The sequence below is a fragment of the Arthrobacter sp. D5-1 genome, from assembly GCF_017357425.1.
Classification (GTDB): domain Bacteria; phylum Actinomycetota; class Actinomycetes; order Actinomycetales; family Micrococcaceae; genus Arthrobacter.
In genome coordinates this window covers 241,066-265,999 of sequence record NZ_CP014572.1, presented here as the reverse complement: position 1 = coordinate 265,999, position 24,934 = coordinate 241,066, and the positions used below count along the sequence as shown (strand labels likewise).

Below are 24,934 nucleotides of genomic sequence, written 5' to 3'. Positions count from 1 at the left end.
CGGCCCGCCGCTTCCGTCAGCGGATGACTAGGCCCCGGTTTTCTCCAGCGAGTGCGGGACGACGATGTCGTCCGCGGCGCGAGATGCTGTCGGGAACAGCAACGCCAGGACGCCGATACCCAGTGCAGCACCGATCAGCTGCGCCACCACGAACCCTGGAACGGATCCGGGCGCGATACCGGCGAAGGTGTCGCTGAAGATGCGCCCGACGGTCACTGCCGGGTTGGCGAAGGACGTCGAGGAGGTGAACCAGTAGGCTGCGCCGATGTAAGCGCCGACCGCAGGGGCCGCGAGAGCGCCGCGGTTGGTGGCCGCCAGCGCGAAAATCAACAGAATCAATCCAGCAGTGGCGACGACTTCGCCAAGCAGGTGCCCGGTGGTGGCGCGGTCCTTGACCGAGATGGAGGTGCCGACCTCGAACATGGCGTTGGCGAGCACACTGCCGCCGATGGCACCGATGACCTGCGCGATCACGTAGATTCCAACTTCGGCCAGCGACAGGCCGGTTCGGGTACTCCTGCCCAGGAACCAGTCGGCCAGGGACACTACGGGGTTGAAGTGCGCCCCACTGACGGGCCCGAACACAAGGATCAGAACGGTCAACCCGAGTACAGTCGCTGTGCTATTCTGCAGCAACTGCAAGCCCACATCATTGGGTGAAAGCTGGGCTGCGGCGATCCCCGAGCCGACGACGACGGAGACAAGCAAAGCGGTGCCGAGCAGTTCGGCGACGGCGCGGCGCCACAACGGCGGCTGGTGTGAAGTCATGGCAACCAGCTTGACCGAAGAAAGTATCTCAGTCAAAATTGAGTCAATGGATACTGAGCAGATGACCATCTTTCGGGCGCGGGTTGCAAAGCATGCCGCCCTCGCCGATCCTGCCCGCCTTCGCATCGTGGACCTGTTGACCCTGGGGGATTTGTCGCCGACGGAGCTGCAGGCTGAACTTGGGATGCCCTCGAACCTGCTCTCGCACCACCTGCGCAGCCTTGAGGAAGCCGGGCTTGCTACCCGCCACCGTTCGGAAGCGGACAAGCGACGCAGCTACTTCCGGCTCGCAGCCGGAGCCCTTGACGGACTGGCACCCGGGCGTGAGCACGCAGCGCGACGTGTGCTGTTCATTTGCACCCGGAACAGCGCCCGTTCCCAGCTGGCGACCGCGCTCTGGCGCCAGGTCAGTAACATCCCCTCCATCTCGGCCGGAACCCATCCGGCCGAGCGCATTGCCGACGGCGCTGTAGCCGTGGCCCGCCGCCACGGTGTCGATCTTGACCAGCTGACCCCGCGCCAGCTGGATCAGGTGGCGGCCGCCGATGATTTCATCGTGACCGTCTGCGACAACGCCCATGAGGAACTGGCCGGCCTTGGCGGTATCCACTGGTCCGTGCCCGACCCCCTGCGACTGAACAATGAAGACGCCTTCGAGAACGCCTTCACAGATTTGTCCGCACGCATCAACGACCTCGCTCCCCGCCTGCACGCCGCCTGATCCAAGAACGACCGGGCGCTTACGGGGAGCCTTCCAAGCTAAATATTGACAATCATCAATCTACTGTCCGATACTCCATATATCGACAAGCATCAATATCAGGCCGGTGCTGCTGCAACGGAGCGGACAGAGATTCAGAGAGTTCCCAACCCCTCACCCAACTGATCCCAGGAGAAACCCCGTGAGCACCGAAACCACCAAGAAGCCCTCCGTCCTGTTCGTCTGCGTCCACAACGCCGGACGTTCCCAGATGGCCGCAGCGTTTCTCACCACCCTGTCCGAAGGGGCCATCGAGGTCCGTTCCGCCGGCTCGCAGCCCGCGGACAAGGTCAACCCAGCCGCCGTTGAAGCCATGGCCGAGCTCGGCATCGACATGTCCGCCGAAATCCCCAAGGTCCTCACCACCGAGGCCGTGAAGGAATCCGACGTCGTCATCACCATGGGCTGCGGCGATGAATGCCCGTACTTCCCCGGCAAGCGCTACGAGGACTGGGTCCTTGAAGATCCCGCAGGCCAAGGCGTGGACGCTGTCCGTCCGATCCGCGACGAGATCAAGACCCGCATCGAGGCCCTGATCGCCTCGCTGGTCCCGGCCGCCAAGTAACCCATCTTTTTTCGAGCACCAGGAGAGACTTCCGTGAGCACCGACGCCAGTACCGACGTCCAGACAGAACATCTGATCATCATCGGCTCCGGCCCTGCCGGATACACGGCCGCGATTTATGCTGCCCGGGCCGGGTTGAATCCTTTGGTCCTGGCCGGTTCGGTCACCGCTGGTGGCGCGTTGATGAACACCACCGAGGTAGAGAATTTCCCCGGCTTCCCGGGCGGCGTCCAGGGCCCGGAGCTGATGGATGGGCTCCAGGAACAGGCCGAGAAGTTCGGCGCCCGGATCGTGTTCGACGACGCCACCGAGGTTGATCTGACCGGTCACCTCAAGCGTGTCGTCACCGGCGCCGGTACCACGCACGAAGCACCTGCCGTTATCCTCGCGACCGGGTCCGCCTACAAGGAGCTGGGCTTGCCGGAAGAGAAGAAGCTCAGCGGCCACGGTGTGTCCTGGTGCGCGACCTGCGACGGGTTCTTCTTCCGCGAGCAGGACATCATCGTCGTCGGCGGCGGTGACTCCGCGATGGAGGAAGCGACCTTCCTGACCCGCTTCGCCAGGACCGTCACTGTTGTCGTCCGCAAGGACGAACTCCGGGCCTCCCGGATCATGGCCCAGCGCGCCAAGGACAACCCCAAGATCACCTTCGCCTGGAACTCCGCCATCACCAAGATCCACGGCGACACCAAGGTCACCGGCGTGACCCTGACGGACACCCGCACCGGGGAAACCCGCGAACAGGCCGCCACCGGCATCTTCGTCGCCATCGGCCACGTGCCCCGCACCGAACTGGTCACCGGACAGGTGGACCTGGACGCTGAGGGCTACATCAAGGTCGACTCACCCACCACGGTCACCAACCTCTCGGGTGTCTTCGCCTGTGGTGATGCGGTGGATCACCGCTACCGGCAGGCCATTACCGCCGCGGGCACCGGCTGCGCGGCCGCGTTGGACGCCGAACGGTTCCTGGTCGCGCTGGAGGATGCCGACAGCATCGCCACGGCACTGGTTGAAGAACCAACCCACGCCTAACCACTCAGTAACGGGGAGGGGGTGAACTGGATGGACACCGGGTGCTGCACCGACACGGGCTGCTGCGACGAGGACGATCCGGACTGCTGCTAAACAGCACAGCCCCGGCCTGCCGGACCCACAAGGACCGGCAGGCACCCCCGAAACCAACCGCACCAACGGAAAAGAACAGAGGACAGCATGGATTCAGTGAAGAACCTTCCGGTCGCCGTAATCGGCGCAGGACCCATCGGTTTGGCCACCGCGGCACATTTGCTTGAGCGCGGCCTCGAACCGGTCATCTTCGAAGCCGGCCCCACCGCCGGTGCCGCCATTGAACAATGGCGCCACATCCGGCTGTTCTCTCCGTGGCGGTTCAACCTCGACGACGCCGCCGTGCGCCTGCTCGAACCCACCGGGTGGGAGTCCCCCCGCCCCACGGCACTGCCCTACGGCGGGGAACTCATCGACAACTACCTCACCCCGCTGGCCGCCACCGCCCAGATCGCCTCCCGGCTCCAGACTGGCGCCCGCGTCATTGCCGTCACCCGCGCTGGGCTGGACAAAACCCATGTCCGGGACCGTGACACCACCCCGTTCGTTGTCCGCGTTGAGCACGACGGCAGCGAGATTCGGGACCATGTCGTCGGTGCTGTCATCGACGCCTCCGGGACCTGGTCCACGCGAAACCCGCTCGGCACCTCGGGTCTGCCGGCCATCGGCGAGACCACCGCAGCTGACCGGATCTCCTCGCCGCTGCCCGACGCTATTGGAAGGGACCGTGCCGCGTTCGCCGGCCGCCGCGTCCTCGTCGTCGGTGCCGGTCACTCAGCTGCGAACACCCTGATCAACCTCGCCGAACTGGCCAAGGAAGAACCCGGCACCACGATCCTCTGGGCCGTCCGCGGCGAGTCCGCGGAGAAGGTCTACGGCGGCGGAGACGCCGACGGTCTACCCGCCCGCGGCCAGCTCGGCTCCCGGCTCCGCCGCCTGGTCGACGCCGGAACCATCGAACTGCACACCGGCTTCGGCATCGCCGCCCTGAAAACCCTCGACACGCACGTCACGGTCGAAGCGGTGGACGGGCGCACCGTCGAGGCTGACGTCATCGCGCCCTGCACCGGATTCCGGCCCGATCTGGATGTCCTGCGGGAACTGCGCCTGAACCTGGACCCGGCAGTGGAAGCCCCCACCGAGCTCGGCCCGCTCATCGACCCGGAATTCCACTCCTGCGGCACCGTCCCAGCGCACGGCGCTAAGGTTCTGGCGCACCCGGAGAAGGACTTCTACATTGTCGGGATGAAGTCCTACGGAAGGGCACCGACGTTCCTGCTGGCCACCGGCTACGAACAGGTCCGCTCCGTGGCCGCCGCCCTCGCGGGTGACCAAGCAGCAGCAGACACCGTGCACCTGGAACTGCCCGAAACCGGGGTCTGCTCCGCGGACGCGGGCACCAGCTGTGACGTCCCGGCCGCAGCCACCACGCAGGAGCCCGAAGCCCAGGGAGGTTGCTGCGCGGCACCCAAACCAGCGTTCGTCGGGTTCCCGACCGGGCTGGCCCACGGACGCTCCGCCGACAACTAACCCACCCAACCCACAGCGCCAGTCATCATCGAGCCGGACCCACCCCTAGGGAGTACTGCCATGACCGACCACCAGGAAACAACGCTGGGACTGCAGGACAACACCGAAGTCCTGCACCGGATCAGCAACCGCCTCGCCGACCGCTACGCCGGAACGTTCGCCGCCGAAACCGTCGAACGCTACGTCTTCGAGTCCTACACCGCCCTGGCCAGGACCGCGAAGATCAGCGCCTACCTGCCCGCGACCACCGAGCACTTCGCCAACGACAGGCTCCACGCCCTGGCCAAATCCAAGGGCGCCATCGTCTCCGACGTGCCCGAAGTTTTATTCGTCTGCGTCCAGAACGCCGGCCGGTCCCAAATGGCCGCCGCTCTGCTCAACGTCGAAGCCAAAGGCAGGATCCGGGTCCGGTCCGCCGGGTCCCTCCCGGCCTCCGAACTGGACCAGACCGTCGTGACCGTGATGAGCGAGATGGGCCTGGACTTGGGCAAGGAATACCCCAAACCGCTCACCGATGATGTCGTCCGGGCTTCCGACGTCGTCATCACCATGGGCTGCGGGGACTCCTGCCCAATCTACCCCGGCAAACGCTACGAAGACTGGGACCTCACCGACCCCGCCGGCCAATCGCTGGAAACCGTCCGGGACATCCGCGACCAGATCCACGACCGGGTCAAAACCCTGGTCGCCTCCCTCACGAAAGAAGCAGCCCTCTAATGACAACCGAACACCCCGCGGTCCTCTTCGTCTGCAGCAAGAACGGCGGCAAATCCCAACTCGCCGCAGGTCTCATGCGCGACCTCGCCGGGGACAACATCACCGTCTACTCCGCAGGCACCAAACCCGCAGAGTCCTTGAACGGCCAAGCCGTGGACTCACTGACGGAGCTGGGCATCGACGTCACCGGTGAATACCCGAAACCCGTCACCGACGAGGTCCTGAACCTCGTGGACGCCGTCATCGTCCTCGGCACTGAAGCCAAACTCGACGCACCTGCCGGGAAGCGGTTTGAGATCTGGGAAACCGACGAACCCTCTACCCGCGGTATCGAGGGCATAGAACGCATGCGCCTGGTCCGCGACGACATCAAAACCCGCGTGCAGGCCCTCTACAACGACCTCACCGACAGCACGAACTGATCCCGCGCCTACTGCCCGGATGGCGCGGTGCGAGGCGGTGGGCAGGGATTCCGGCGCCGAAGCTGGAGAATTTCGCCGTGGGCTGCTGCGAGGGCGGCTTCGAGCTCGGCGATCTTTTTCCCGTTGGTTGATCGCTCCGCGGCAAGTTTGGCCGCCAGAGTCCTGACGATGCTGCTGGTGTCGGGATGCGGCGGTTCGCTCCGTGGATGGTCACGCTTTGGTTCGCTCCCCGGCGTGGTTTTGGAGCGGAGATCCATGATTCGTTCGCGCAGGTCGCTGGTCCGGTAGAGGAAGTCTTTGGAGACTCCTGCTTCTGCTGCCACGGTTTGGAATGTGATTGGGCGGCCGGCTTTGAGGAGCCTTCGCAGTCCCTTCTCGGCGCGCGCCAAAGCGGCATCGCGTTTCGTCTGGGCGGCCAGCCGAAGATTCTCGGTGTTGCCCCGGACCATTTACCCGGTGACCTGACGTGGTGCCCGGTGAATGTCGGACTCAGTCCGTGCCGGCGTGCCAGCTCCGGCCACGGGAGACTTGCCGCGTGCAGGGTCTTTGATGGCCTCGACGATTCTTCCCAAGGCACGCTGTTCTCGACGCCGGAGGGTCAGCCACACGTGGTTTTCGCCCATCGGCTCGCCAGTTCGTTGTTGGTGGGCCTCCTGGCGTTTCTCGACCAGAGTATCCAGTGCAACGAGCTCGCCCTCATGGACGCCCAGGAAGCGTTCGTCCGTGACGAACAGGTCGCAGGTCAGGCACGCGTTGCCTTTGCCGCAGGTCTGGGCCGGCGGGAGCGTGCACCACCCGTTCGGCAAGACTCGGTCGGTGCGGGCATCCAAAGCCATAAGCTCGTAGAGGTCCTCCGAGGACATAACCGGCCGGCTGCCCTCGGCTGTGAGTTTTCGGTACTTGATGAATTCCGCTTTGGCCGTCGCGTCCAGGGTCTGGGCGTAGTGCATGGTCATCTCGGGGGTGGTGTGGCCCAGGTATCGCTGAACGACGTGAAGTGGGACGCCGGCGTTGAGTAGGTTCGTTGCCTTGGTGTGCCTGAAGTTATGGGTTCTGGCGAGTTTGAGTGGTTGATCGTTTTCGTCGCGGATGTCGGCGAGATCTACCAGCTTTCGCAGCTGCGTACGGAAGACGTTACTGCTGTAGGGGCGTTGACCGTGCAGGTTGTTATGGCTCCGGATGAACAGATACTGCGGAGGCTCTGTGATTTGGTTTCGGTGAAGGTGGTCTTTGAGCCATCGCTGTTGTTCGGCAATGATCTCAATTGCCTCGGAATCGATGAAGATCGTTTCGGGTGCTCCGTCGATCTTGGTCTGCTGGTATCGCAGCTTGGCGATTCTGTCCGATCCCGGGTCCTCGGCTCCCGGAACAGGTATCAAGGGATTGACGTCGATCATGCAGATTTCGCTCGCGCGGCGACCTGTCGCGATGAGCAAAAGGAGGATCCGCATCGCTTGGGGATCTCCCAGACCTCCGTCTGTCCTTGAAGCCCCCAGCAATGGTGCGTGCAGGGCGATTTGGGACATCGTGTGGTCGGAATAGAGTCGGGTTTCGTCGAGCGGCTCTTTCTTCGACTTTCGTGGGAGGTCGCCCGGGCGTATGAGGCGGAGGTAGTCCGGGGACAATGTAGTCCAGCGGGCGTCGATTCCGGTCTGTGCCGCGTCCTCGGCATGATCAACCATGAACTCATACAGCCCCCGGACGGCTGCGACGATCGAGGAAATGCCTGACTGCTCGCGTCGGCGGCCGTTTTGGGTCGTGAAGGCGCTCTCGGTGAGGAAGTCGAGGATCAAGGCCCTGCGCTCCTGGGCATTCCTGGCGAGAAGGGGCGTATCGACACCTCTGAGGGTGAGGAATCTGCCGAAAACTTTAATCCCGTGGTGTCGCTGCAGCACTGTCCCCCAGGCGATGTCACCCCGTTCCAGCTCAGTCTTGACGTAGAGCATCGCTCCCAGCCTCAGCCAGGCCGGCGTGACTTCGTGCCAATGGATGGCATCCGTCTTCGGAGGGATGTTCCGCCCCCGGGGAATGCGGGTGTCCAAGTCCAGTGACCAGACTTCCCGTTTCCACCAGGGACCGTCATCGTAGGCGAACCACAACAACTTCGAGGCCCGGTCCAGAGGCCCGGTGATGGTTCGCAGGGTCGAGGGGTTCGGCAGCGCCCGGGTTCTTTTCGCCCAGGAACTGCTGAGCTCTTTCCGCCATTGGGATGGGGTGCGGTCCATCAGGCTTTCCGCGGCTTTCCCCTCTGCTTTCAACCGGCGGGAGGTCTCTGCCAGTTCCCTCATGAGTAGTCCCAGCGGCGAGCAGGGAACACGGCCACCACCTTTGACGATGCTCCAGATGACGTACTGCATTTCCCTCTGCATCACCGGTGGGAGCCCGTCCAGGTGAATGTTCCCGATCTTGGCGTGGTAGTAGGCGAAGAACGGCAGGTATTGTTCGGGGATCGTGGTCCGGGTGTAGTGGAGCAATTGCATCTCCGCTGGGACCTGGTTTCCCAACGCCTGGTTGGCGTGGGTGGTGAATGGGTTTCTGCCATTGAGGCTCAGTGCCTCAAGGGTTCGCGCGTCAGCCGATTTCATCCTGGACTCTCCATCGATTCGTCATTCTTCGCCAGTCGGCAAGGGAACGGAGTTCCTCGTCATCGGTGACCCAGGCGTACAGATTCAGGGTTGTCTGAACGTCAGAGTGCCCGAGACGCCGGCTCACCACATGGAGCGGGGCACCTGCCAGGAGCATTGCCGTGGCGTGGGTGTGGCGGAACCAATGAGGCGTCCAGTCCGGCGGCACCGCAGAGCCCAGGGCCCTGCGAATGCGCCCGACGCGTTTATAGACGGTCTCTGCCCGCAGGGGCTTGAACTCATGCCCCATCCTGAGGTTGACGAACACGTATGCCTCATCCATGGACGTCACAGCCAAGTCCATGCCGGCTTCGCACAACTGCCAGACGTATTCGGCGTAGAGCCTGTCCAGGCCATCGGAGATATGGATCTTGCGGTATCGGGAGCCCTTGACCCGCAGCCCGTATGGGTGGTCATCGCGCGGAGCGACCTCGAGGTAGGCGTTCTCCCCACGCCCGGCACGCCAGTCCCGATGCTGCAAACTGAGTGCCTCGCCCAACCGAAGCCCGGTCTCCTCCAACAAGGTGAAAAGCAAAAGGTCCCGGACAGACCCGCTCCACTCCCTCTTTTTCGGATCGAACCGACCACAGTGATCCTTGATCGCGTCGATCTGCCGAACCGTCAGGACAGGAGCGCTGGACCGTCGCTTCGGGACACTTACCGAAGCGCTGCGGCGCAGTCCACGACTGGTATGACCCAGAAACGGCAGATACGGGCTCCGGGACGGGCGGTCGGAGTAGACAATCGACCCGAAATCGTACCCGCGCCACTGATGGAAAGCATAGAAGGAGCGCACGCCCTGAACCCTCAGGGCAGCAGTTGAAGGAGCAATCCGGGACGACGTGGCGGTCCCGCGAAAGATAACCACCTCTGGCGGAAGGCCTGTACGAATCCATGCCAGAAAGGCCGACAAGTCCTCAAGTTCTACGTGGTCCCAAGCACGCCCGCGAAGTCCCAGAAACTCCCACCACAAGCAGAGGGAGCGTGCGTAGGACTTAACGGTGTTGGGGGAATGACCGGTCTGCCTCAGGTGCTCGAAGTAGAGCTCAATTTCCGGAACCGGGAGGAAGTCGTCTCCGAGAACTGTCCATGTGGTTTCTGCGCCATCGCTTTGAACCCGCTGGACTCGCACCATAGATCAGCTCCCCGTTCCACTCCCCCATCAGCTTCATGTGCGGAAGCCAATTCGAGTGGGACTAGAAGTGAACACCGAAGGGAAAGATGCGGACCGGCCGATGAAGACGAGTACCGGATAGCCCCGTCTTCAACAGAGCATTCCTGCCATCAATCTCTGTCGAAGACGTTAAAGTCCGGGCGGAAGCTGTACCGGATAAGCAGGCAAGATGGCTCTGCGCTTCACCGCGGCCGAGCGGAAGGAAGGCTTCTCCAGGATCGTCTCACTCCGGGCATTAATCATTTTGGAACCCATCTTGGTGTCCTTGGCCCAGGACGGCACCAAGCCCCACCGGGCGATAAGCAGGCGCCGGTCAAGGGCGCCCTCATCCAAGCGTTCGGCCACGATGGGGACGTTCTGGGTCGGGGCGACGTTCCAGCTCGGCCCCGGCGGGCTGCCCTCAACTTCCTTCGCCTCGAAATGACTCAGAAGATCGCTCGTTGCTTTGGACATTACATATCTGCCGCACATGAGACCATTCTGCCCACAAATCCCCAAGCTGATGCCCGGGGTTGTCTGAGTGGTCTGTCAAGATTTCATGTGTGAACAACTTTCATGCCCTGATGGCCCAGGTCATTCCGGTGCTTCTGCTGGCGGCAGCTTTCGAATCGAAGGTCCTCCAACGCGTGCCAATGCGGTACGGGGGGAAACCGGACGAAACAGACGAAACCGGGCGGGTAGGAAGAGACACGAACTTTTTTCAGTCCGTCGGCATGGCCATCGTCCTGATCTTCATCGGCGCAGGAGAAGCGCTGACCATCTGGTGCGTCTACACCGGGCAACACGAACCATGGCAAAACGCGTGGGTACTGCTCGCCGGCCTCACCACCCTCGCTCTCGTCATCGGCCCCTTGGTCACCCTCCACATAAACGACTACAGGAACACCAACAAGTTCCGCGGCGTCGACTGGGTAGCCCGAATCCTTATCCTCATACTCATCGCCGGAACCATCTACACCCTCTGGCTCGTCTTAATGCTCATCGGAGTGCTCGTACCGACCAACCCAAACTGAATCAGGTACACCCGAGGCTGTGCACATGTAAATCTCGGAATAGACCCCCATGGTCTGTAAGTCTTTACCCGGTTGCTCCGTGAGCAGCTGGCAGTCTGATGCTGTGGCCTGGCCAGGGTGTGGCTCACCCATGGTATTGCCTCCGGATTGAGTTTCCGGAGTGCGCTTTCTTGGATATGTCCGCCTTGGCCGGGCCCGGCATCGGTTCTGTCTACAGCGCTGGCCTGATTAGAAGCATGCCCACCCGCCCACCGGGTGTGGCCCATTACAGACCTGCCACGCAGTAACCCACCGATGGGCTTCCATTCCCGGCACCCAGGAGGAAAAGATGATTGTGGCAGAGCACTTCGACTTCGTCGTCGGCATTGATACGCACGCCAAAACGCATACCCTCGCGATCATCGACACCGCAAGCGGTGGAGAAAGAGCGAACGAAACATTCCCTGCCACCGCAACCGGAGGCAACCGCGCCCTGTCCTGGATTCTGCGCCGCACCGACGCTTCTCCTGAGCAGGTTCTACTCTCCATGGAAGGAACAGGATCGTACGGCGCCAAACTAAGGCAACAAGCATCCGACGCCGGCTTCCAAGTCACCGAAGCACCCGTCCCTAACCAACAACTGGGCCGATACCAGGGCAAATCCGATTCCATCGATGCGACCCGCGCAGCACGAGCTACCCTGAGCATCCCTATGGACCGACTTCGGGAACCCCGGTCGGGCCAGAACCAGATGGCACTACGGGTCCTCACTAATGCGCGCCGATCTATGGCCCGCGAACGCACAGCAGCCATCAACGCTCTGACGGCCCTCCTGCGCATCGTGGACCTCGGCATGGATGCCCGCAAACCCTTGACGGTCACCCAGATCAACACCATCGCAGCCTGGAGGGAACGGGAGGAGGAATTCGGAACTCAAACATGCCGCCGCGAAGCCGTCAAGTTAGCAAAGCAAATCCTGACTCTGCGGGAACAAATGGCCCAAAACCACGCAGAACTTGAGACGCTCGTGCAGCAAGTCCAGCCTGCCCTTCTGAATATCTACGGAATCGGCCCAGTGCTTGCCGCAATCATCCTCACCGCCTGGTCGCACACCGGCAGAGTGCGCTCGGAGGCCGAATTTGCAGCTCTGGCCGGCACGTGCCCCGTTCCTGCCTCATCAGGTGGCACCACCAGATTCAGGCTGAACCGCGGCGGTGACCGGCAACTCAACAAGGCGATCTACACCATCGCCCTCATCAGAATGAACCGCGACCCAGCTACCAAAGACTACGTCGCAAAACGAACAAGCCAGGGTCGCACGAAGAAGGAAATCATCCGCAGTCTTAAGCGATACATCAGCCGCCAGATTTACAGAACTCTAAAGGGAGAGACCGAAGATGCGGCACCCTCGAAATCCATACCCCAAGGGTCAGCGCAGTATTAGTACCAGCTGGACTCTTCGGTTACTCGCCTACATACACGTTCTGATGAATGCGCCTCAAGCCTTCAGACTCCAACTGAGCGGTGTCAGCGTTGTCTCGCACCAGGGCTGCGGGTCTTCTATCTGTCCCGCTCACGGTCACGATCTTATTGCTGGAGCTGCCGGCTGCAACTGCACATCCCGCGTAATCGGTGATTTGCTGATCGAGATGGAATACCGCCAGACAGGCTTGGGCGCCGTCGGTACTCTGCGCTGCAAAGTACTGTCGACCGTCCTCTTCGACCAGAAAACGAAGAGTTGTAGCATCAACCTGTTCCAGAAAAGGAAGCTTGACATCCTCAGGGACGACATCTTTCGGTCCTGCAGGAGCCTTCAGCGCAGCAATGCCATACCCATTGCTGGCGCAGCCTCCCAGCAGTAGTGGAACCGTCAGCAGTGCAATCGTTGCCGTGAGTTTGAGCTTCATCATCTGTTTCCCCCAGTCGCGCATACCGTGCCAATGACGCTACCGCACTGCTCTCGGTGGGTCTTGTCATACGAAAGAAGGCCTAAGCGCCCCAAGGCTTTTTTGCTTGACGAATATAGAAGCATCCAAACCTCGGGCGGCCGTCTCCCCTAGCGGTACGGCACTATTTCTTAGTCGAGCTCAACCCAGTTATGCTCCACTTGGGAATCCCGGGCTTGTGTCCCCGGCCCGATTGAGGGCCTCTTCTACGCGGGAAAAGGGCGTGAGTTCGTTAAAGGTGTCTTCGATCAGTTGGTTCTTCGGTATTGCTTCGGGTCCGATCACTCTTACGACCGCATCCGTGAGGCTCTGGTTTGCCAGATGAGCATCTTCCAGAATTTCGGTCAGGACTTCGCCCAAGGTTTCGGGGGGAAGCGAGGACAGAGTTTCAACGTCTTCCAATGAGGCTGTCAGGACTGGGAGCGATGGGGTGCCGAATCTGCTGCGCATTCGGTCGGAGTTGGACCCGAACATCCGTTCGGCCGTGACAACCAAACCGATCAGTGGTCGGTCGGCGGGGATGTGGCTGAAGTTCGGGTTTCCCGCTCTAAGTTCCTCAGCGTTTTTGGCCAGCTGCCGGTATGCCTTTCCAACGTACTGATCGAGGAGGCTTTCTGCCTTCTGATTGCCGGCACGCGCTTCGAGTGTCATGCGCGCCGATTTGCACTCGATGAGGATCGTGGCAGCTGGAGTAACGACAAACCAGTCCGAGGACCGCATGACCCCGGCTTTCTTCTTTTCCCACGTAAATTCCGGGATGACGGTTTGCTCACCGGTGTGCCGGAGTTGCATGCCCGTGTACGCTTCGACCTTGCTTCCGAAAACCTGCCCGAAGCGGTCACCCCATCGAGCCATGGCCCGGTAATACACGTTCTGCGTCTCAAAAGCCCGAAGGACGAAGTGCGGCTGTGGCGCGTACCGCAGACCGTCCCCCAGGTCAACGAAGGGGCGTTCGATTAAGGGGTTGAACGCGTAACGTCCCGCCGGCACCGGCATTTCTTTGGCACGGTCCTTCGCCTGTTCAACGGTCGTGGTCAACAAGTCCAATACCCTCAGAAGTTCTTTGGCAGGGATAAGACCTTCAAACTTCGAGTAGCCATGGCTTTCTGGCCATTTCGGATCAAACGTTCCGGCATGGGAGCAACTGAGGGCGTAGAGGATGAAGGACGCCGTCAGAGCGGTTTGGAACGGTGCGCCCAGCACCTCCTGCCATTCATCTGCTTCCGGCTGCCAAAGCCCTGGCGTTTCCGTCTTTGTGTAGAGCAGGTAGGACCGTGCGAGTTCGTTCTTCGGATTTTTTTGATACCAGGTCTGCTCATAGGCCATCCCCAACAACATGGTAAAGATACTGGTCGTGGATTCCTGCGAGTGATCCCACCCGGGTGAGTCGAGGAAGTAGTTGTGCATCTGCCGAAGAGCATTGTCATCGACGGGTTTGGACCGTCTCTCATTGCTGTACAGCATGCAGTCACGCGCCATTGCAGCGTAAACCCAGGGATGGATCCCTTTCAGCTTTTGCGCAGGTTTGTCGTAGGCGCGTTTCGCTGCTGCCGCCGCTACGGCCGGGATAAGCTCCGATGGCGCATGACGCCTGGTGGCCTGCCTGAACAGGGAATATCTACCAATGACCTCAGGAACCCAGGGATCTGCAGCTGCTCGCATGACCAGAAACCTACCCGAAAGTTCCTGTCCAGGACTCTGTCGTCCTGAAACGCACCAGCAAGTCGGTGAAGGCTCCCTACACGCTACACAGTTTCCCGTCCCACTTCCTTGGAACTGGAACACCCCTTGATGGGACACTTCCCGTCGAATCGAAGTCCGTGGATTCGAACCTGCCATGGAGCTGCATCCTGCCCAACTACTTCGCGCTCTGGACGATAACTCCCTTTCCCGGCCTTCAGGGATCATGTCCGATGCGCGGCCCGGCTTCTTACATGGCGAAACCCTCCGGAAGGACACCCCGGCGCTCGTTGTGCCCGAACGAAGGCCCTGGGCTTCTTCCTCTGGTCACAGCAGGAGCCGGGGTTAGTGTGCGTGGAGGTTGCATCGTCGTCCTGCGGCTTGGCTTGGGGACCAATGAAGTCGCCGCCATGTTCCGGTCCGAAGAAGCAGCAGTCAGGAAAGCTCCACACATCTTCCTCATGGCACGCCAGGTTGGGGTGCTCTGGACCAGTGGAATTACGGAAGCGGACTACCGCGAAGCCAGGTCATGGCCTCGCCGCGGGAGGCGAAAAACCGGGTGGGACATGGGAGGGTTCGGCGTGCCATAGCAAAGTTTGCGACAACCCGATTTACGGGATTTGAACCAAGCAGGGCAATTCGCGACGCAGCACACTTGGTACTGAAAACGGCCTTGGCTGGACGAGTTACGGCTCTGGTGTTTGTTATGTCGATCAGCATCGGATACTCGGCGCCGTCGGCCACTTCATTGAGCCTTGCCATGGCTGCATGGACATCATCAGCTTCGAGAACAGTGGACGGCTTCCACACAAGGTGGAGAATTCCCTCCGAATCGAGTTCCAGCGTGCCCTTGCCGACGTCCACAGTGATTGGTTTCATAGCTCCCCTTCGCCAGTGAAGCCTAGACTAGCCGCTTCCTCAGGCGTGCGGCACTCTAAACGCCGCATTATTATCCGTTCCACTTCCTAAGTAACGGGATTCTCCCCACCAACTCTGACTCTGCGATTTGCGCGGTCGTCGCTTCTGCATGCGCCGGGCCATCGACATGTTGCCTCGTGGGGAGGAATCTAGAGTTAACGGACCCACCTACACGCGGTGGCGCTGTCGTCCCAAGGGCGGAGAACAGGTCATGAACGTAGCCAGACGGCTAGGATGCACATTTCTGGTTGTCGTGCTCATGTCGGCGGTGGGAGTGATGTGCCCCGCTTCGGCTGCGGAAGGCGCGAAGCCAACTCGAACGGTCATCACAGTTCCGGAGCCCTTCGTAATACCGGCGGGTCAAGGCTGTACATTCCCCGTCGCCGCAGAAGCCGAGAGTGTCCGGGTGACGATCACCGAGTTCGCTGATGGACGGATCGTGACGCACGACATCGCCGACCCAACACTCACCAATGTGGACACCGGAAAGTCGGTCGTACATCGCAGCCGCTTCCATGCCACGGATTGGCCTTCTTCAGTGGAAGGCGACATTGTATTTGAGACCAGTGGTCAGCTGTTCATGACCCTCTTTCCTGGAGACCAAGGGCCCTATGGACTGGTCGAATACCCAGGCCTGCTCCTAAGCGTCAACGGCCATACTCGCGTGACGATGGAATCGTCCACCTTCGTCTACACGTCCTTCTCGCTCAATGGAACAGCGACAGACCTGTGTGCAGCCCTTGCTCCTCAATAGCACTTCCCGGCCGGGTTTCCGGGCGGCTGGCAAGTAACAAGAGCGCAAATGAAGCGTCCCGCTTCCCTGGAAGTGTGACGCTATTGGCGGAACGCTGTCTTGAATCCGGAGCCGAGACTCCCGCGTACCGTGGCCGTCAACGGCAGCCTAGGAACTGCTGTGCTTCTCTTAGCCTCGCCACGGACCCGCCTTATGTTCCACCGCAGCTGCTCAACATTCTCAGACCGATCCTCTACAGCCAAAGTGTCCAAGCCAACACCAGCCTTTACAGGCGCAACCACTCACAGCCGCCACCCGCGGTGGACCTCAGTGGCCAGCTCCCGGGGCCGACTGGGTTAGTCAACGAGCATCTCGGTATCGCCGGCTTGATAGCTCACAAGAAAACTGCACGTCCTCTGATGAGCCTGGCAGCCTGAGGAATTTTGACACCCTGGTGAGAGCGTCTGAAACCGCCTGCGCTGCTCACGGTCGCTGTCTTCCTCGGAATTGGGGCCGGGCGTAGACTTCGCCTTAAACAATGGCGCGAATCAAAAGGAAATCCTTTGACCCACGGTGCTGCCAAGGCCCTGGCAGCTGTCATTCTTTTCTCCCTGTCGGGCTGCACGGCAAGCGGAACAATCAGCACTGAGACGACGACTAACGGAATCAGTTCTGCGTCCTCGACAACGACCGGGAGTGCAACAGGGCAAGCCACGGCCGGCGGCGTACACGGCCCGGTTTTCCACGGCAGTTCTGGCACCCACCCGCTGTCCAATGACGAGACTTGTCTCGAAATCAGAGCCATCGGCGTTCACGCCTGGTGGCACCAACACCCGGAGTCCATCTTTAACCAGCAGGACCTCAAGGTGTTGTTCGAAGACCTCAAGAGGCTTTCGTACAGGGTCGCAGACAGCACCCTGAGGGTCGGAATCTCCGACTACGCCGATCTTAACCTCTACCTCGGAGAGCCCGGGAGTACCATGACTCCCGGTCAGTGGGCGAAGTCGAGAGGCATAAACGACGACAGGGCCAAAGCTTGGGACGTCCTCGTGGAGACATGCGCTCTCCATACCCAGCCCACAGATCTGCCTGCCAGATACCAATGATGGCTATCCGCGAAAATGGGCATTATCCGGCCCATTCCTCGCGAGTCGGTTAACTTGATGCATTCGGCCACCGTAAGGCGTAATAGGGACCCGCTGGGTGGGACAAACCTAACCATCAGTGTCCATTTCCTTAGAACTGGGACACCCTCAGTGGGACACTCCCCCACCCATCCGAACTGACACGAACTGTCATTGTTCGCAGTCGCTTGCACTGATGTCCTCTCTATTCCGCGGTGTGCGCAACCGCCTATGACCACGTAGTAATCGAAGCCGGCTGCACAAACGAGTCATTTCGCGTCCCACGGCTCTGGACTAGGTTTTTCGTATGGGTGTTCTGTTCTCGGCCCTGTTCCCGCGGTGACGAAATGACGGACAACGATGTTCCGCTCTTCGGTCATGGCCTATAGGCCATGACCGAAGAGGACTGGGATACCGCGGTCCGAACCGCCGCCGTGATCACTCCCCTGTCGCAGCGGGACGTAATAGGGCTCAGCGCTGCGGCCGAAGCTGCAGCGCAGCTGGGTGTGTCCCTGCGGCAGGTCTATGTTCTGGTTGATCGGTGCAGGCGCGGTTCCGGCAACGCAACCGACCTGTTGCCAGGGCAGTCAGATGGCGGACGCGGGACCTGGCGGTTGGCCGTGCCCGTCGAAGACGTACTGCAGGACTTGATTCGGGGCCGTTATCTGAAGCGGCAAAAGCTATCCTCGGCGGCCCCTCACCGCGATGTCGTCCAAGCTTGTTCCATCAAAGGTCTGGTCGCACCCTCCCGGACACGCTCGGGTCTTGGTGGCCCCATCGTTTGAGGAGAGTCCTTTTACAACATAGTTCTGTCAGTGCGCGAGTAGTGTTGCCACATCTGCGGGCGAAGCTTTAGGACTGGAGAGCTAGCATGAGTGTTTTCCCGAACGAAGAACAGCAAAAGTGGGTGAGCTGAGTATGACAGTCTGATCGGAGCCCACTAGGACGGCCCGAACGGTACCCACCAGCCGGACATGCCGAACCTAATGACGGCTTGAATGGTACCCACCTGTGAACGTTGATCCATCCAGTGTTGGATCGACGACGGGAGGGCCGGGATGGGGTCAAGAGTGGAGTTGTTCGCGCAGATTCGGAGGGATGCCCGGGTGGAGGGCGCGTCAATCCGGGAGCTTGCCCGCAGGCACCAGGTGGCGCGGAAAACCGTGCGTAAGGCGTTAAGTTCCCCGGTCCCGCCAGAGCGTAAAACTCCTGTACGGTCCTCGCCGCGGCTTGATCCTTATAAACCGACGATCGACGCCATGCTCGTCGAGGACACGACGGCGCCGAGGAAGCAGCGTCACACTGCCCGGAGGATTCTTGCCCGGCTCATCGAGGAGCATGGAGCGGACGAGTTGTCGTATTCGACGGTGCGTGACTACGTTCGGGTCCGCCGGGCGCAGATCGATGTGGAGGCCGGCCGCCGGGTTGAGGTATTTGTTCCTCAGGAGCACGCCCCGGGCGCGGAAGCGGAAGTGGACTTCGGTGAAGTCTGGATCGTGCTGGACGGGGTAAAGACGAAATGCCACATGTTCATCTTCCGGTTATCGCATTCGGGCAGGGCCATCCATCGGACCGTTGACCGCACTACCGGCGTGTCTTCCGCGTTGTCGGCAGCGTCGCCGGGAACGCTTTGTTCTCAAGTGGGGGCTTGAGGACGGAGAAGCGATGGAACACGAGCAAGGACTTGGCAAACAGCTGAACGGGCTTGTCGTAGCGAGAATCGGCAGCGTGAAGGCGAACGACGACTCGGTTTTGCCCTGGGTGGTTGTCGACGGCTCGGGCGCTGTGCTCGAACCAGTCAGCGAGTACCTGCGCGAACTGCTGGCCTGCGGAAACAGTCCGGCATCCTGCCGGTCATACGGCTATGACCTGCTGCGCTGGTTCCGGTTCCTGGCAGCGGTCGGTGTGTCTTGGGACCGCGCTCAACGCTCAGACGTGCGTGACTTCGTGCTGTGGTTGCGCACGAGTCACAACCCTGCTCGGGACCGCCGTCGCCCGGGTGCACCCGCGGCTGGGTCGGTCAATCGGCGGACGGGCAAACCTTATCTGGCCGCCGGGTATGCACCGGCAACGATCAACCACGCGCTGGCTGTAATCTCGGCGTTCTACGACTTCCAGCTGCAGACCGGTCAGGGACCCGTGGTCTCACCGGTGCCGCCGCGGTCAAGGGCCGGCCGCCGACCCAACGCCCACCACAATCCGATGGAACCATTCCGGCTGCACGGGCGCGGCACCTATCGACAGAAGCAACCCGAACGACCACCGCGCGCGGTCCCGGACGACGTCGTCGAGGACCTTTTCGACGGGCTCGGCTGCAACCGGGACCGCGCCCTGTTCAGCATGTTCCTGTCCAGCGGCGCGCGGGCCGACGAGATGCTGGGCCTCACGGTCGCGGACACCCACCCGGGCGACGGCCGGATCTACGTGCGGACCAAGGGGCTGGGCGGGGCGAAAGAAGCTTGCCCGGCCGCGCCCGAGGCATTCGCATGGCTGGCGCTCTATCTCGCTGAGCTCGCCGACGAGGGCCACCGGCCCGAACCGGATGAGCCGCTGTGGTGGACTCGGCGGCAACCGCTGCGACCGCTGACCTACACTGCATTGCGGGCGGTGCTGCGCCGGATCAATGACCGCATCGGCGCCAACATCACCCTCCACGATCTCCGGCATACCCTGGGGTTGCGGCTGATCGAAGACCCGAACGTGAGTCTCGTCGACGTCCAGCACGTGATGCGGCACCGCCAGATCAGCACAACTGGCGGCTACCTCCGCCCGCAGACCGACGAGGTGATCGCCAAGGTGCACCAGCACTACACGCGGCCCAAACCGCAGCCGCGGCCCCTGGTCGGCTGGTCTTACGACCCCCAGGATCTGGCCGATGTGTTTGGTCCGGCGTGATGGCCACCCGACATGGGCGGGTCGCCCGCACCGCGGTCAGCCGGCAGGATCCGCAGACGCTGGAGTTCCCGCGGACTCCAGAGCTGGCTCCGGAGCTGGTGTCCAACGGCCGCGAAACGGCGACCCGGGACGAGCTCGGCAGGCTGGCCGCCGCGCTGCTCGATAACCCCACATACCAGCAGAAATGGCGGCAGGACCTGGCGCTGGCCCGCATCCTGGAGTGGCTGGAAACCTTCCCTGGCGAGGACTGGCAGGAGCGCTGGCTACTTAGCGGCAGCGACCACAGCGGTCACGAGTGGGGACCGCCGAACCACACTCCGGCCCTGCGCAACCGACTCACCGCCGGGCTGGGCATCCTGATCGTTCTGCGGGCCGTTCGCCCGTCCTATGCCTGGCTGTCGGGCAGCCGGCTCCTCGGTGTATACGCGACATTCCGGCGCCATAACCAGACCGAAGCGTTTGCCGCACTTGAACAGAAGGCCGCTGGCCCTGGTGGGGGCACGGAGTACTCCGCCGAGGCGCTGAACCTGCTGACCCGCATGGCGATCGTCACGGGCAAGCGGTTGCGCGCTCTGGACCTCGAAGACTTCGAGGAGTACGCAATCGCGCGACAGGACTCCGGACGCACTGTCGCCTCGCTCCCAATGGCCTATGAGATCCTGCACGCCATCGGTGGTCTCAGCGGGTTGCCCCCGACGCTGCGGCAGGCACGGAACCGCGGGCAGCTGACGGTCGCAGAACTCGTCGACCGCTACCCGATCATCAACAGGGCCGTCCGCGACGTGCTCGTGCACTACCTCGTCGAGCGCTCCGCCGGGCTCGACTACGGTTCACTACTCAACCACGTTCAGGTGCTGGTGGACCTGTTCTGGTGCGATCTCGAACGCCACCATCCCGGGATCTCTTCGTTGCAGCTGCCGGATTCCGTGGCGCAGGACTGGAAGAAGCGGATCCGGACACTGCCCAACGGCAAACCCCGCCGCACCGCCCACACGGCGTTGTTCACGGTCCGTGCCTTCTACCTCGACCTGCTGCAATGGTCGCTGGAAGACCCCGCACGATGGGCGCAGTGGGCCGCTCCCTGCCCGATCGGCCAAGCCGACATCCGCGGCTACGTCAAAGAAACCCGTCAGCGCCAAGCTCGCATGCAGCAACGCACCCGAACACTGATCCCGGTTCTTCCGCAGCTAATCACCGTGGCCGAGGACCAGCTCGGCCGGGCTGGCCGGTTGCTGACAGCCGTCCGCGAGGCCGAACCCGGCGAGGAGTTCGTCGTCGACGAACTGCGCTATCGACGCACTGGCCGCGCCGGCAGCAAATGGCGTCCCACCGCGCTGTTCGTGACTCCGCTCGATGAACCCGGCCCCCGGTTCGATGCCGAACGATGGGAAGACAACGCATTCTGGACCTGGGCCGCCATCGAGGTCCTGCGCAGAACAGGAGCGCGGATCGAGGAAATGCTCGAGCTCACGCATGTCAGCCTGCGCCAATATCAGGCACCGACCGGCGAGATGGTCCCCTTGCTGCAGATCAGCCCATCCAAGACCGACCGCGAACGTGTCATCCCCGCCGACCCGGACCTCGTCGCGGTGCTGGCCCGGATCATCCGCCGCATCAAGAATGACGACGGCAAGGTGCCATTACTCCAGCGCTACGACACCTACGAACGTCTCTTCGGACCGCCGCTGCCGCACCTGTTCCAACGCCGCACCCACCACCGGCTGCAGGTCCTCCCACCGGGCCGGATCCGCGAACTTCTCACCGACCTTGCCCGGCAGGCAGACCTCACCGATGTCGATGGCACAGCGTTGACGTTCACCCCACACGACTTCCGACGCGTCTTTTCCACCGAGACCGTCAACGGTGGTCTTCCGATCCACATCGCCGCGAAAGTGCTGGGACACCTCGATCTGAACACCACGCAAGGCTACGTCGCGGTCTATCCGGAAGAAGTGATCAGCCACTACAGGCAGTTCGTCGACCAACGCCGCGCCCGGCGTCCGAGTGAAGAATACCGCGAACCCACCGACACAGAATGGAAAGAGTTCCGCGACCACTTCAGCCTCCGGAAAGTAGCCCTGGGCAGTTGCGAGCGGCCTTACGGCACTCCATGCCAACACGAACACGCCTGCGTTCGCTGCCCCATGCTCCGCATGTCACCGAAGCAACTACCCCGTCTGCTGGAGATCGAACGCAACGCTCACGAGCGCCTCGAAGAAGCCCACCGCATGCAATGGCTCGGCGAAGTCTCAGCCTTGAAAGAAAGCCTCCGCCACATTGCCAGCAAAAGACGGCAGGCCGAACGACTCAGTCATCAGAGCGACCAGGGCGACGCAGGCGCCCACGCTCTAAGCTGACCCATCGCCACGCTGAACAGGCGCCTTGAGAGGCCGGAGGCGGAGCCACTGATAGCCCAACCAGACAGTTCCGACGATTGGGAGAAGCGGAAACGTGGGCCTGTCATTAGCGACGAGGAAGGCGAAAATGATCCAGAGAATAGCGGTGATGACAGCTGTAAAAATAAGTGTCTTGCGGGTCACCGGATAAGACGGTAAGTCGATACCTTCGGCGCGAAGCTGGCGCGTTTCAATCACTGCCCCACGGGTCAACGGACCGAATACAGCGGCCAGACCTGCGACGGCCAACAAAGTGCGCCAGGGTTGCGGAATGTTCGCTGCATCTAAAGCACTACCCAACAGCACGCCTAGGAGGAGAAACCACCACAGCCCCCAGACAACAAGGCGTCTTCGCTTTGGCGGCATGCCCTCCAGTGAATCGGACGGCCAGGATTGCCATTCATACTTGTTGCCGTTCTTTCCTGCCCCCGAAGTCCATGCGCTTAGCCTAGCCCCACGGCCCACTGGAACAACCTTGGATAGGTAGCGTAGTGCCGCGGACTATCCCGTGGGTGGTTCACCAACCGACGCCGAGGCATTTACCGGGGACATAACCACGCCATTGTCGCTGCGATCACAGACTCAAGCGCCTGAAATTTAGTGCAGAGAAGGATTTACCCCACCCAGGCCCAGGAAGCGTTTCTGGAAGGCCACGTCGAGGCGTTCAACGAGATCGGCGGCGTGCCGGTCAAACATATCCGCTATGACAACCTCACCAGTGCCGTCAGGGCCGTGGTGTTCGGTCAGGGGCGGAACCGCCTGGAGAATGACCGGTGGGTGTTGTTTCGCTCGTTCTATGGATTTGATGCCTTTTATTGCCAGCCAGGTCTTGCCGGCGCTCACGAGAAAGGCGGGGTCGAGGGCGAGGTGGGCTGGTTCCGCCGCAACCGGCTGACCCCGATGCCCGTGGCGAGGTCCCTTGATGAGCTCAACGACTGGATCCGGAGCCGGGAGGTTCAAGACGATCAGCGGCGGATTGATGGCAGGATCCGCACTATCGGCCAGGACTTCGCCGCCGAGCGCCCGTTCCTGGCACCGTTGCCGGCCGACGAGTTCGATCCCGGTCTGGTGTTGAACCCGAGAGTGGACCGGTCCTCAATGATCACCGTGCGGATGGTGAAGTACTCGGTGCCAGCACGGTTCATCGGTCGGCGGGTCCGGGTTTCATTGCGGGCATCCGAAGTTGTGGTGTTCGACGGCCGCGCGGTGGCGGCCCGGCACCAGCGGATTATTGCCAAGGGCGGGCAGTCGGTCCAGTTGGACCATTATCTGGAGGTCCTCAAGACCAAGCCCGGCGCTTTGCCTGGTTCCACTGCTTTGGCCAGGGCGCGGGAGTCGGGTGCTTTCACCAGCGCCCATGACGCCTTCTGGTCTGCCTCGCGCAGGGTCAACGGTGATGCCGCGGGGACCCGTGAACTGATTGACGTCCTGCTGCTGCACCGATCGATGGAAGCCGAAGACATCGAGGCAGGGATCACCGCAGCCCTTGGAGTAGGTGCCGTCAGTGCCGACGTCGTGGCGGTTGAAGGCCGCCGACATGCCTCCAGCATCCCTGCTGGTGGGTCCCGTCCTGACCGTCATCGCGGTGCTCATGCTGAAGCGAAAGTGCAACGAGTTGTCAGCCTGACCCAGCGCCGGCTGATGGACCCGGCGGCGGTCATCGCCGGGCTCCCTCCAGACAAGCGGCCGCTCCCGGCGATCAGCGCCTATGACGAGCTGCTGGCCAAACGCACCGAACACTCCGCAGGAACCGCGTCGAAGGAAAACATCTCATGAGCCCCACCGCACCGGCCACCACCATCACCCCAACCCTGCGACGGCGCCGCGGTCTGACTGAGCAGGCCGCGGTCGCGGCCGTGGACCAAGCATGCCGCCGATTGCGCCTGCCCACCATCCGGGCGGTTCTGGACGAAGCTCTGACCGTCGCGGGGAAGGAACAACTCTCTTACCAAGGCTTCCTGGCCGAGCTGCTGCTGGCCGAATGCGATGACCGGGACCGTCGCTCCTCAATCCGACGCGTCAAAGCCGCGAACTTTCCCCGGGATAAATGGCTCGGTGATTTCGATTTCGACGCGAACACGAACATCAACCCCGCTACCATCCATACCCTCGCTACCGGCGAATGGATTCGAAAAGGTGCACCGCTATGCCTGATCGGGGACTCCGGAACCGGCAAATCCCACCTGCTTATCGGGCTGGGCACCGCCGCGGCGGAGAAGGGATACCGGGTCAAATACACTTTGGCCACCCGGCTCGTGAACGAACTCGTCGAAGCCGCCGACGACAAAGTCCTCGCCAAGACCATCGCCAGATACGGCCGAGTGGACCTGCTCTGCATTGACGAGCTCGGCTATATGGAACTGGACCGGCGCGGCGCCGAACTCCTCTTCCAGGTCCTCACCGAACGCGAAGAGAAGAACTCCATCGCCATCGCTTCCAACGAGTCGTTCTCCGGCTGGACCAAGACATTCACCGACCCGCGCCTCTGCGCCGCGATCGTTGACCGGCTGACGTTCAACGGCACCATCATCGAAACCGGCACCGATTCCTACCGCCTCGCCCACAGCCTGACAAGGAACGCGCACTAAAAGGTAGCCGCGGCCGCCCGCCCCACGAACACAT

Annotated in this window: 21 protein-coding genes and 3 pseudogenes; 16 read left to right on the top strand and 8 right to left on the bottom strand. The window is 62.0% G+C overall.

The window, feature by feature from the left end:
- Nucleotides 1-27 precede the first annotated feature (27 nt).
- Nucleotides 28-768, bottom strand: coding sequence for an MIP/aquaporin family protein (locus tag AYX22_RS23325; RefSeq protein ID WP_142940521.1), 741 nt, complete (start codon nucleotides 766-768; stop codon nucleotides 28-30).
- 46 nt (nucleotides 769-814) lie between these two features.
- On the opposite strand from AYX22_RS23325, the gene AYX22_RS23320 reads away from it, so the two are divergent.
- The 6 genes from AYX22_RS23320 (at nucleotide 815) to AYX22_RS23295 (ending at nucleotide 5,830) form a co-directional block, all read left to right on the top strand.
- Nucleotides 815-1,489 carry a metalloregulator ArsR/SmtB family transcription factor gene (locus AYX22_RS23320; protein WP_142940522.1) on the top strand — a complete coding sequence of 225 codons (675 nt, stop codon included), beginning with the start codon at nucleotides 815-817 and terminating at the stop codon, nucleotides 1,487-1,489.
- A 181-nt stretch (nucleotides 1,490-1,670) separates the two neighbouring features.
- Complete coding sequence (locus AYX22_RS23315) at nucleotides 1,671-2,093, top strand: arsenate reductase ArsC (RefSeq protein ID WP_142940523.1); 423 nt, start codon at nucleotides 1,671-1,673, stop codon at nucleotides 2,091-2,093.
- Nucleotides 2,094-2,126: 33 nt separating this feature from the next.
- Nucleotides 2,127-3,128, top strand: coding sequence for a thioredoxin-disulfide reductase (trxB, locus tag AYX22_RS23310; protein ID WP_142940524.1), 1,002 nt, complete (start codon nucleotides 2,127-2,129; stop codon nucleotides 3,126-3,128).
- Between the two features lie 180 nt (nucleotides 3,129-3,308).
- Nucleotides 3,309-4,691: an FAD-dependent oxidoreductase gene (locus AYX22_RS23305; RefSeq protein WP_142940525.1), complete on the top strand. Its 1,383-nt coding sequence runs from the start codon at nucleotides 3,309-3,311 to the stop codon at nucleotides 4,689-4,691.
- Nucleotides 4,692-4,751: 60 nt separating this feature from the next.
- Entirely contained in the window at nucleotides 4,752-5,408 is a 657-nt protein-coding gene (locus tag AYX22_RS23300) for an arsenate reductase ArsC (RefSeq protein ID WP_142940526.1), read from the top strand.
- Nucleotides 5,408-5,830 (top strand): low molecular weight phosphatase family protein, encoded by a 423-nt coding sequence (locus tag AYX22_RS23295; RefSeq protein WP_142940527.1) that lies wholly within the window; start codon nucleotides 5,408-5,410, stop codon nucleotides 5,828-5,830. Before AYX22_RS23300 ends, AYX22_RS23295 begins: the two co-directional genes overlap by 1 nt.
- 8 nt (nucleotides 5,831-5,838) lie before the next feature.
- On the opposite strand, the gene AYX22_RS23290 is transcribed toward AYX22_RS23295, so the two are convergent.
- The 4 genes and pseudogenes from AYX22_RS23290 to AYX22_RS23275 form a co-directional block, all read right to left on the bottom strand.
- Nucleotides 5,839-6,279, bottom strand: a complete 441-nt coding sequence (locus AYX22_RS23290) for a DUF6262 family protein (protein ID WP_238703541.1) — start codon at nucleotides 6,277-6,279, stop codon at nucleotides 5,839-5,841.
- A complete protein-coding gene (locus AYX22_RS23285) occupies nucleotides 6,280-8,415 on the bottom strand; it encodes a tyrosine-type recombinase/integrase (protein ID WP_142940529.1) in 2,136 nt (711 codons plus the stop codon).
- A complete protein-coding gene (locus AYX22_RS23280) occupies nucleotides 8,402-9,589 on the bottom strand; it encodes a tyrosine-type recombinase/integrase (protein WP_142940530.1) in 1,188 nt (395 codons plus the stop codon). The genes AYX22_RS23285 and AYX22_RS23280 overlap by 14 nt, the downstream gene beginning before the upstream one ends.
- Before the next feature lie 198 nt (nucleotides 9,590-9,787).
- Nucleotides 9,788-10,081, bottom strand: a pseudogene (locus AYX22_RS23275) (SOS response-associated peptidase family protein); the annotation flags it as partial.
- Between the two features lie 89 nt (nucleotides 10,082-10,170).
- On the opposite strand from AYX22_RS23275, the gene AYX22_RS23270 reads away from it, so the two are divergent.
- On the top strand, nucleotides 10,171-10,641 hold the full coding sequence (locus tag AYX22_RS23270; protein WP_142940412.1) for a hypothetical protein: 471 nt from the start codon (nucleotides 10,171-10,173) through the stop codon (nucleotides 10,639-10,641).
- A 328-nt stretch (nucleotides 10,642-10,969) separates the two neighbouring features.
- A complete protein-coding gene (locus AYX22_RS23265) occupies nucleotides 10,970-12,064 on the top strand; it encodes an IS110 family transposase (RefSeq protein WP_142940411.1) in 1,095 nt (364 codons plus the stop codon).
- A 19-nt stretch (nucleotides 12,065-12,083) separates the two neighbouring features.
- On the opposite strand, the gene AYX22_RS23260 is transcribed toward AYX22_RS23265, so the two are convergent.
- From AYX22_RS23260 to AYX22_RS23250, 3 genes are all read right to left on the bottom strand, one after another.
- Nucleotides 12,084-12,530 (bottom strand): hypothetical protein, encoded by a 447-nt coding sequence (locus tag AYX22_RS23260; RefSeq protein ID WP_142940410.1) that lies wholly within the window; start codon nucleotides 12,528-12,530, stop codon nucleotides 12,084-12,086.
- A gap of 186 nt (nucleotides 12,531-12,716) precedes the next feature.
- The gene (locus tag AYX22_RS23255; RefSeq protein WP_142940409.1) at nucleotides 12,717-14,405 is read right to left on the bottom strand and encodes a hypothetical protein; all 1,689 of its coding nucleotides are present in this window, start codon (nucleotides 14,403-14,405) and stop codon (nucleotides 12,717-12,719) included.
- Nucleotides 14,406-14,744: 339 nt separating this feature from the next.
- Nucleotides 14,745-15,125 (bottom strand): STAS/SEC14 domain-containing protein, encoded by a 381-nt coding sequence (locus tag AYX22_RS23250; protein WP_165450225.1) that lies wholly within the window; start codon nucleotides 15,123-15,125, stop codon nucleotides 14,745-14,747.
- Between the two features lie 445 nt (nucleotides 15,126-15,570).
- Between AYX22_RS23250 and AYX22_RS23245 the strand changes: the two genes are divergently transcribed.
- The 8 genes and pseudogenes from AYX22_RS23245 to istB all read left to right on the top strand — a co-directional run bounded on the left by AYX22_RS23245 (nucleotide 15,571) and on the right by istB (nucleotide 24,900).
- Nucleotides 15,571-15,918, top strand: a complete 348-nt coding sequence (locus AYX22_RS23245) for a hypothetical protein (protein ID WP_142940407.1) — start codon at nucleotides 15,571-15,573, stop codon at nucleotides 15,916-15,918.
- Between the two features lie 542 nt (nucleotides 15,919-16,460).
- Nucleotides 16,461-17,003: a hypothetical protein gene (locus AYX22_RS23240; protein WP_207597714.1), complete on the top strand. Its 543-nt coding sequence runs from the start codon at nucleotides 16,461-16,463 to the stop codon at nucleotides 17,001-17,003.
- A 410-nt stretch (nucleotides 17,004-17,413) separates the two neighbouring features.
- The gene (locus tag AYX22_RS23235) at nucleotides 17,414-17,806 is read left to right on the top strand and encodes a hypothetical protein (protein ID WP_142940405.1); all 393 of its coding nucleotides are present in this window, start codon (nucleotides 17,414-17,416) and stop codon (nucleotides 17,804-17,806) included.
- 273 nt (nucleotides 17,807-18,079) lie between these two features.
- Nucleotides 18,080-18,592, top strand: a pseudogene (locus AYX22_RS23230) (IS21 family transposase); the annotation flags it as partial.
- 94 nt (nucleotides 18,593-18,686) lie between these two features.
- On the top strand, nucleotides 18,687-19,916 hold the full coding sequence (locus tag AYX22_RS23225; RefSeq protein WP_207597713.1) for a site-specific integrase: 1,230 nt from the start codon (nucleotides 18,687-18,689) through the stop codon (nucleotides 19,914-19,916).
- The gene (locus tag AYX22_RS23220; protein ID WP_207597712.1) at nucleotides 19,916-22,273 is read left to right on the top strand and encodes a tyrosine-type recombinase/integrase; all 2,358 of its coding nucleotides are present in this window, start codon (nucleotides 19,916-19,918) and stop codon (nucleotides 22,271-22,273) included. The genes AYX22_RS23225 and AYX22_RS23220 overlap by 1 nt, the downstream gene beginning before the upstream one ends.
- Nucleotides 22,274-22,921: 648 nt before the next feature.
- A pseudogene (locus tag AYX22_RS23215) lies at nucleotides 22,922-24,088 on the top strand (IS21 family transposase); the annotation flags it as partial.
- Nucleotides 24,085-24,900: an IS21-like element helper ATPase IstB gene (gene istB / locus AYX22_RS23210; protein WP_011691635.1), complete on the top strand. Its 816-nt coding sequence runs from the start codon at nucleotides 24,085-24,087 to the stop codon at nucleotides 24,898-24,900. The pseudogene AYX22_RS23215 and the gene istB, both read left to right, overlap by 4 nt.
- Nucleotides 24,901-24,934 lie beyond the last annotated feature (34 nt).

What these genes read in the sequence shown, in the direction of transcription:
- AYX22_RS23325 (WP_142940521.1), bottom strand. Translation starts at nt 768, where the DNA reads ATGACTTCACACCAGCCGCCGTTGTGGCGCCGCGCCGTCGCCGAACTG.
- AYX22_RS23320 (WP_142940522.1), top strand. Translation starts at nt 815, where the DNA reads ATGGATACTGAGCAGATGACCATCTTTCGGGCGCGGGTTGCAAAGCAT.
- AYX22_RS23305 (WP_142940525.1), top strand. Translation starts at nt 3,309, where the DNA reads ATGGATTCAGTGAAGAACCTTCCGGTCGCCGTAATCGGCGCAGGACCC.
- AYX22_RS23300 (WP_142940526.1), top strand. Translation starts at nt 4,752, where the DNA reads ATGACCGACCACCAGGAAACAACGCTGGGACTGCAGGACAACACCGAA.
- AYX22_RS23295 (WP_142940527.1), top strand. Translation starts at nt 5,408, where the DNA reads ATGACAACCGAACACCCCGCGGTCCTCTTCGTCTGCAGCAAGAACGGC.
- AYX22_RS23290 (WP_238703541.1), bottom strand. Translation starts at nt 6,279, where the DNA reads ATGGTCCGGGGCAACACCGAGAATCTTCGGCTGGCCGCCCAGACGAAA.
- AYX22_RS23285 (WP_142940529.1), bottom strand. Translation starts at nt 8,415, where the DNA reads ATGAAATCGGCTGACGCGCGAACCCTTGAGGCACTGAGCCTCAATGGC.
- AYX22_RS23280 (WP_142940530.1), bottom strand. Translation starts at nt 9,589, where the DNA reads ATGGTGCGAGTCCAGCGGGTTCAAAGCGATGGCGCAGAAACCACATGG.
- AYX22_RS23265 (WP_142940411.1), top strand. Translation starts at nt 10,970, where the DNA reads ATGATTGTGGCAGAGCACTTCGACTTCGTCGTCGGCATTGATACGCAC.
- AYX22_RS23260 (WP_142940410.1), bottom strand. Translation starts at nt 12,530, where the DNA reads ATGATGAAGCTCAAACTCACGGCAACGATTGCACTGCTGACGGTTCCA.
- AYX22_RS23255 (WP_142940409.1), bottom strand. Translation starts at nt 14,405, where the DNA reads ATGGCAGGTTCGAATCCACGGACTTCGATTCGACGGGAAGTGTCCCAT.
- AYX22_RS23250 (WP_165450225.1), bottom strand. Translation starts at nt 15,125, where the DNA reads ATGAAACCAATCACTGTGGACGTCGGCAAGGGCACGCTGGAACTCGAT.
- AYX22_RS23235 (WP_142940405.1), top strand. Translation starts at nt 17,414, where the DNA reads ATGACCGAAGAGGACTGGGATACCGCGGTCCGAACCGCCGCCGTGATC.
- AYX22_RS23225 (WP_207597713.1), top strand. Translation starts at nt 18,687, where the DNA reads ATGGAACACGAGCAAGGACTTGGCAAACAGCTGAACGGGCTTGTCGTA.
- AYX22_RS23220 (WP_207597712.1), top strand. Translation starts at nt 19,916, where the DNA reads ATGGCCACCCGACATGGGCGGGTCGCCCGCACCGCGGTCAGCCGGCAG.
- istB (WP_011691635.1), top strand. Translation starts at nt 24,085, where the DNA reads ATGAGCCCCACCGCACCGGCCACCACCATCACCCCAACCCTGCGACGG.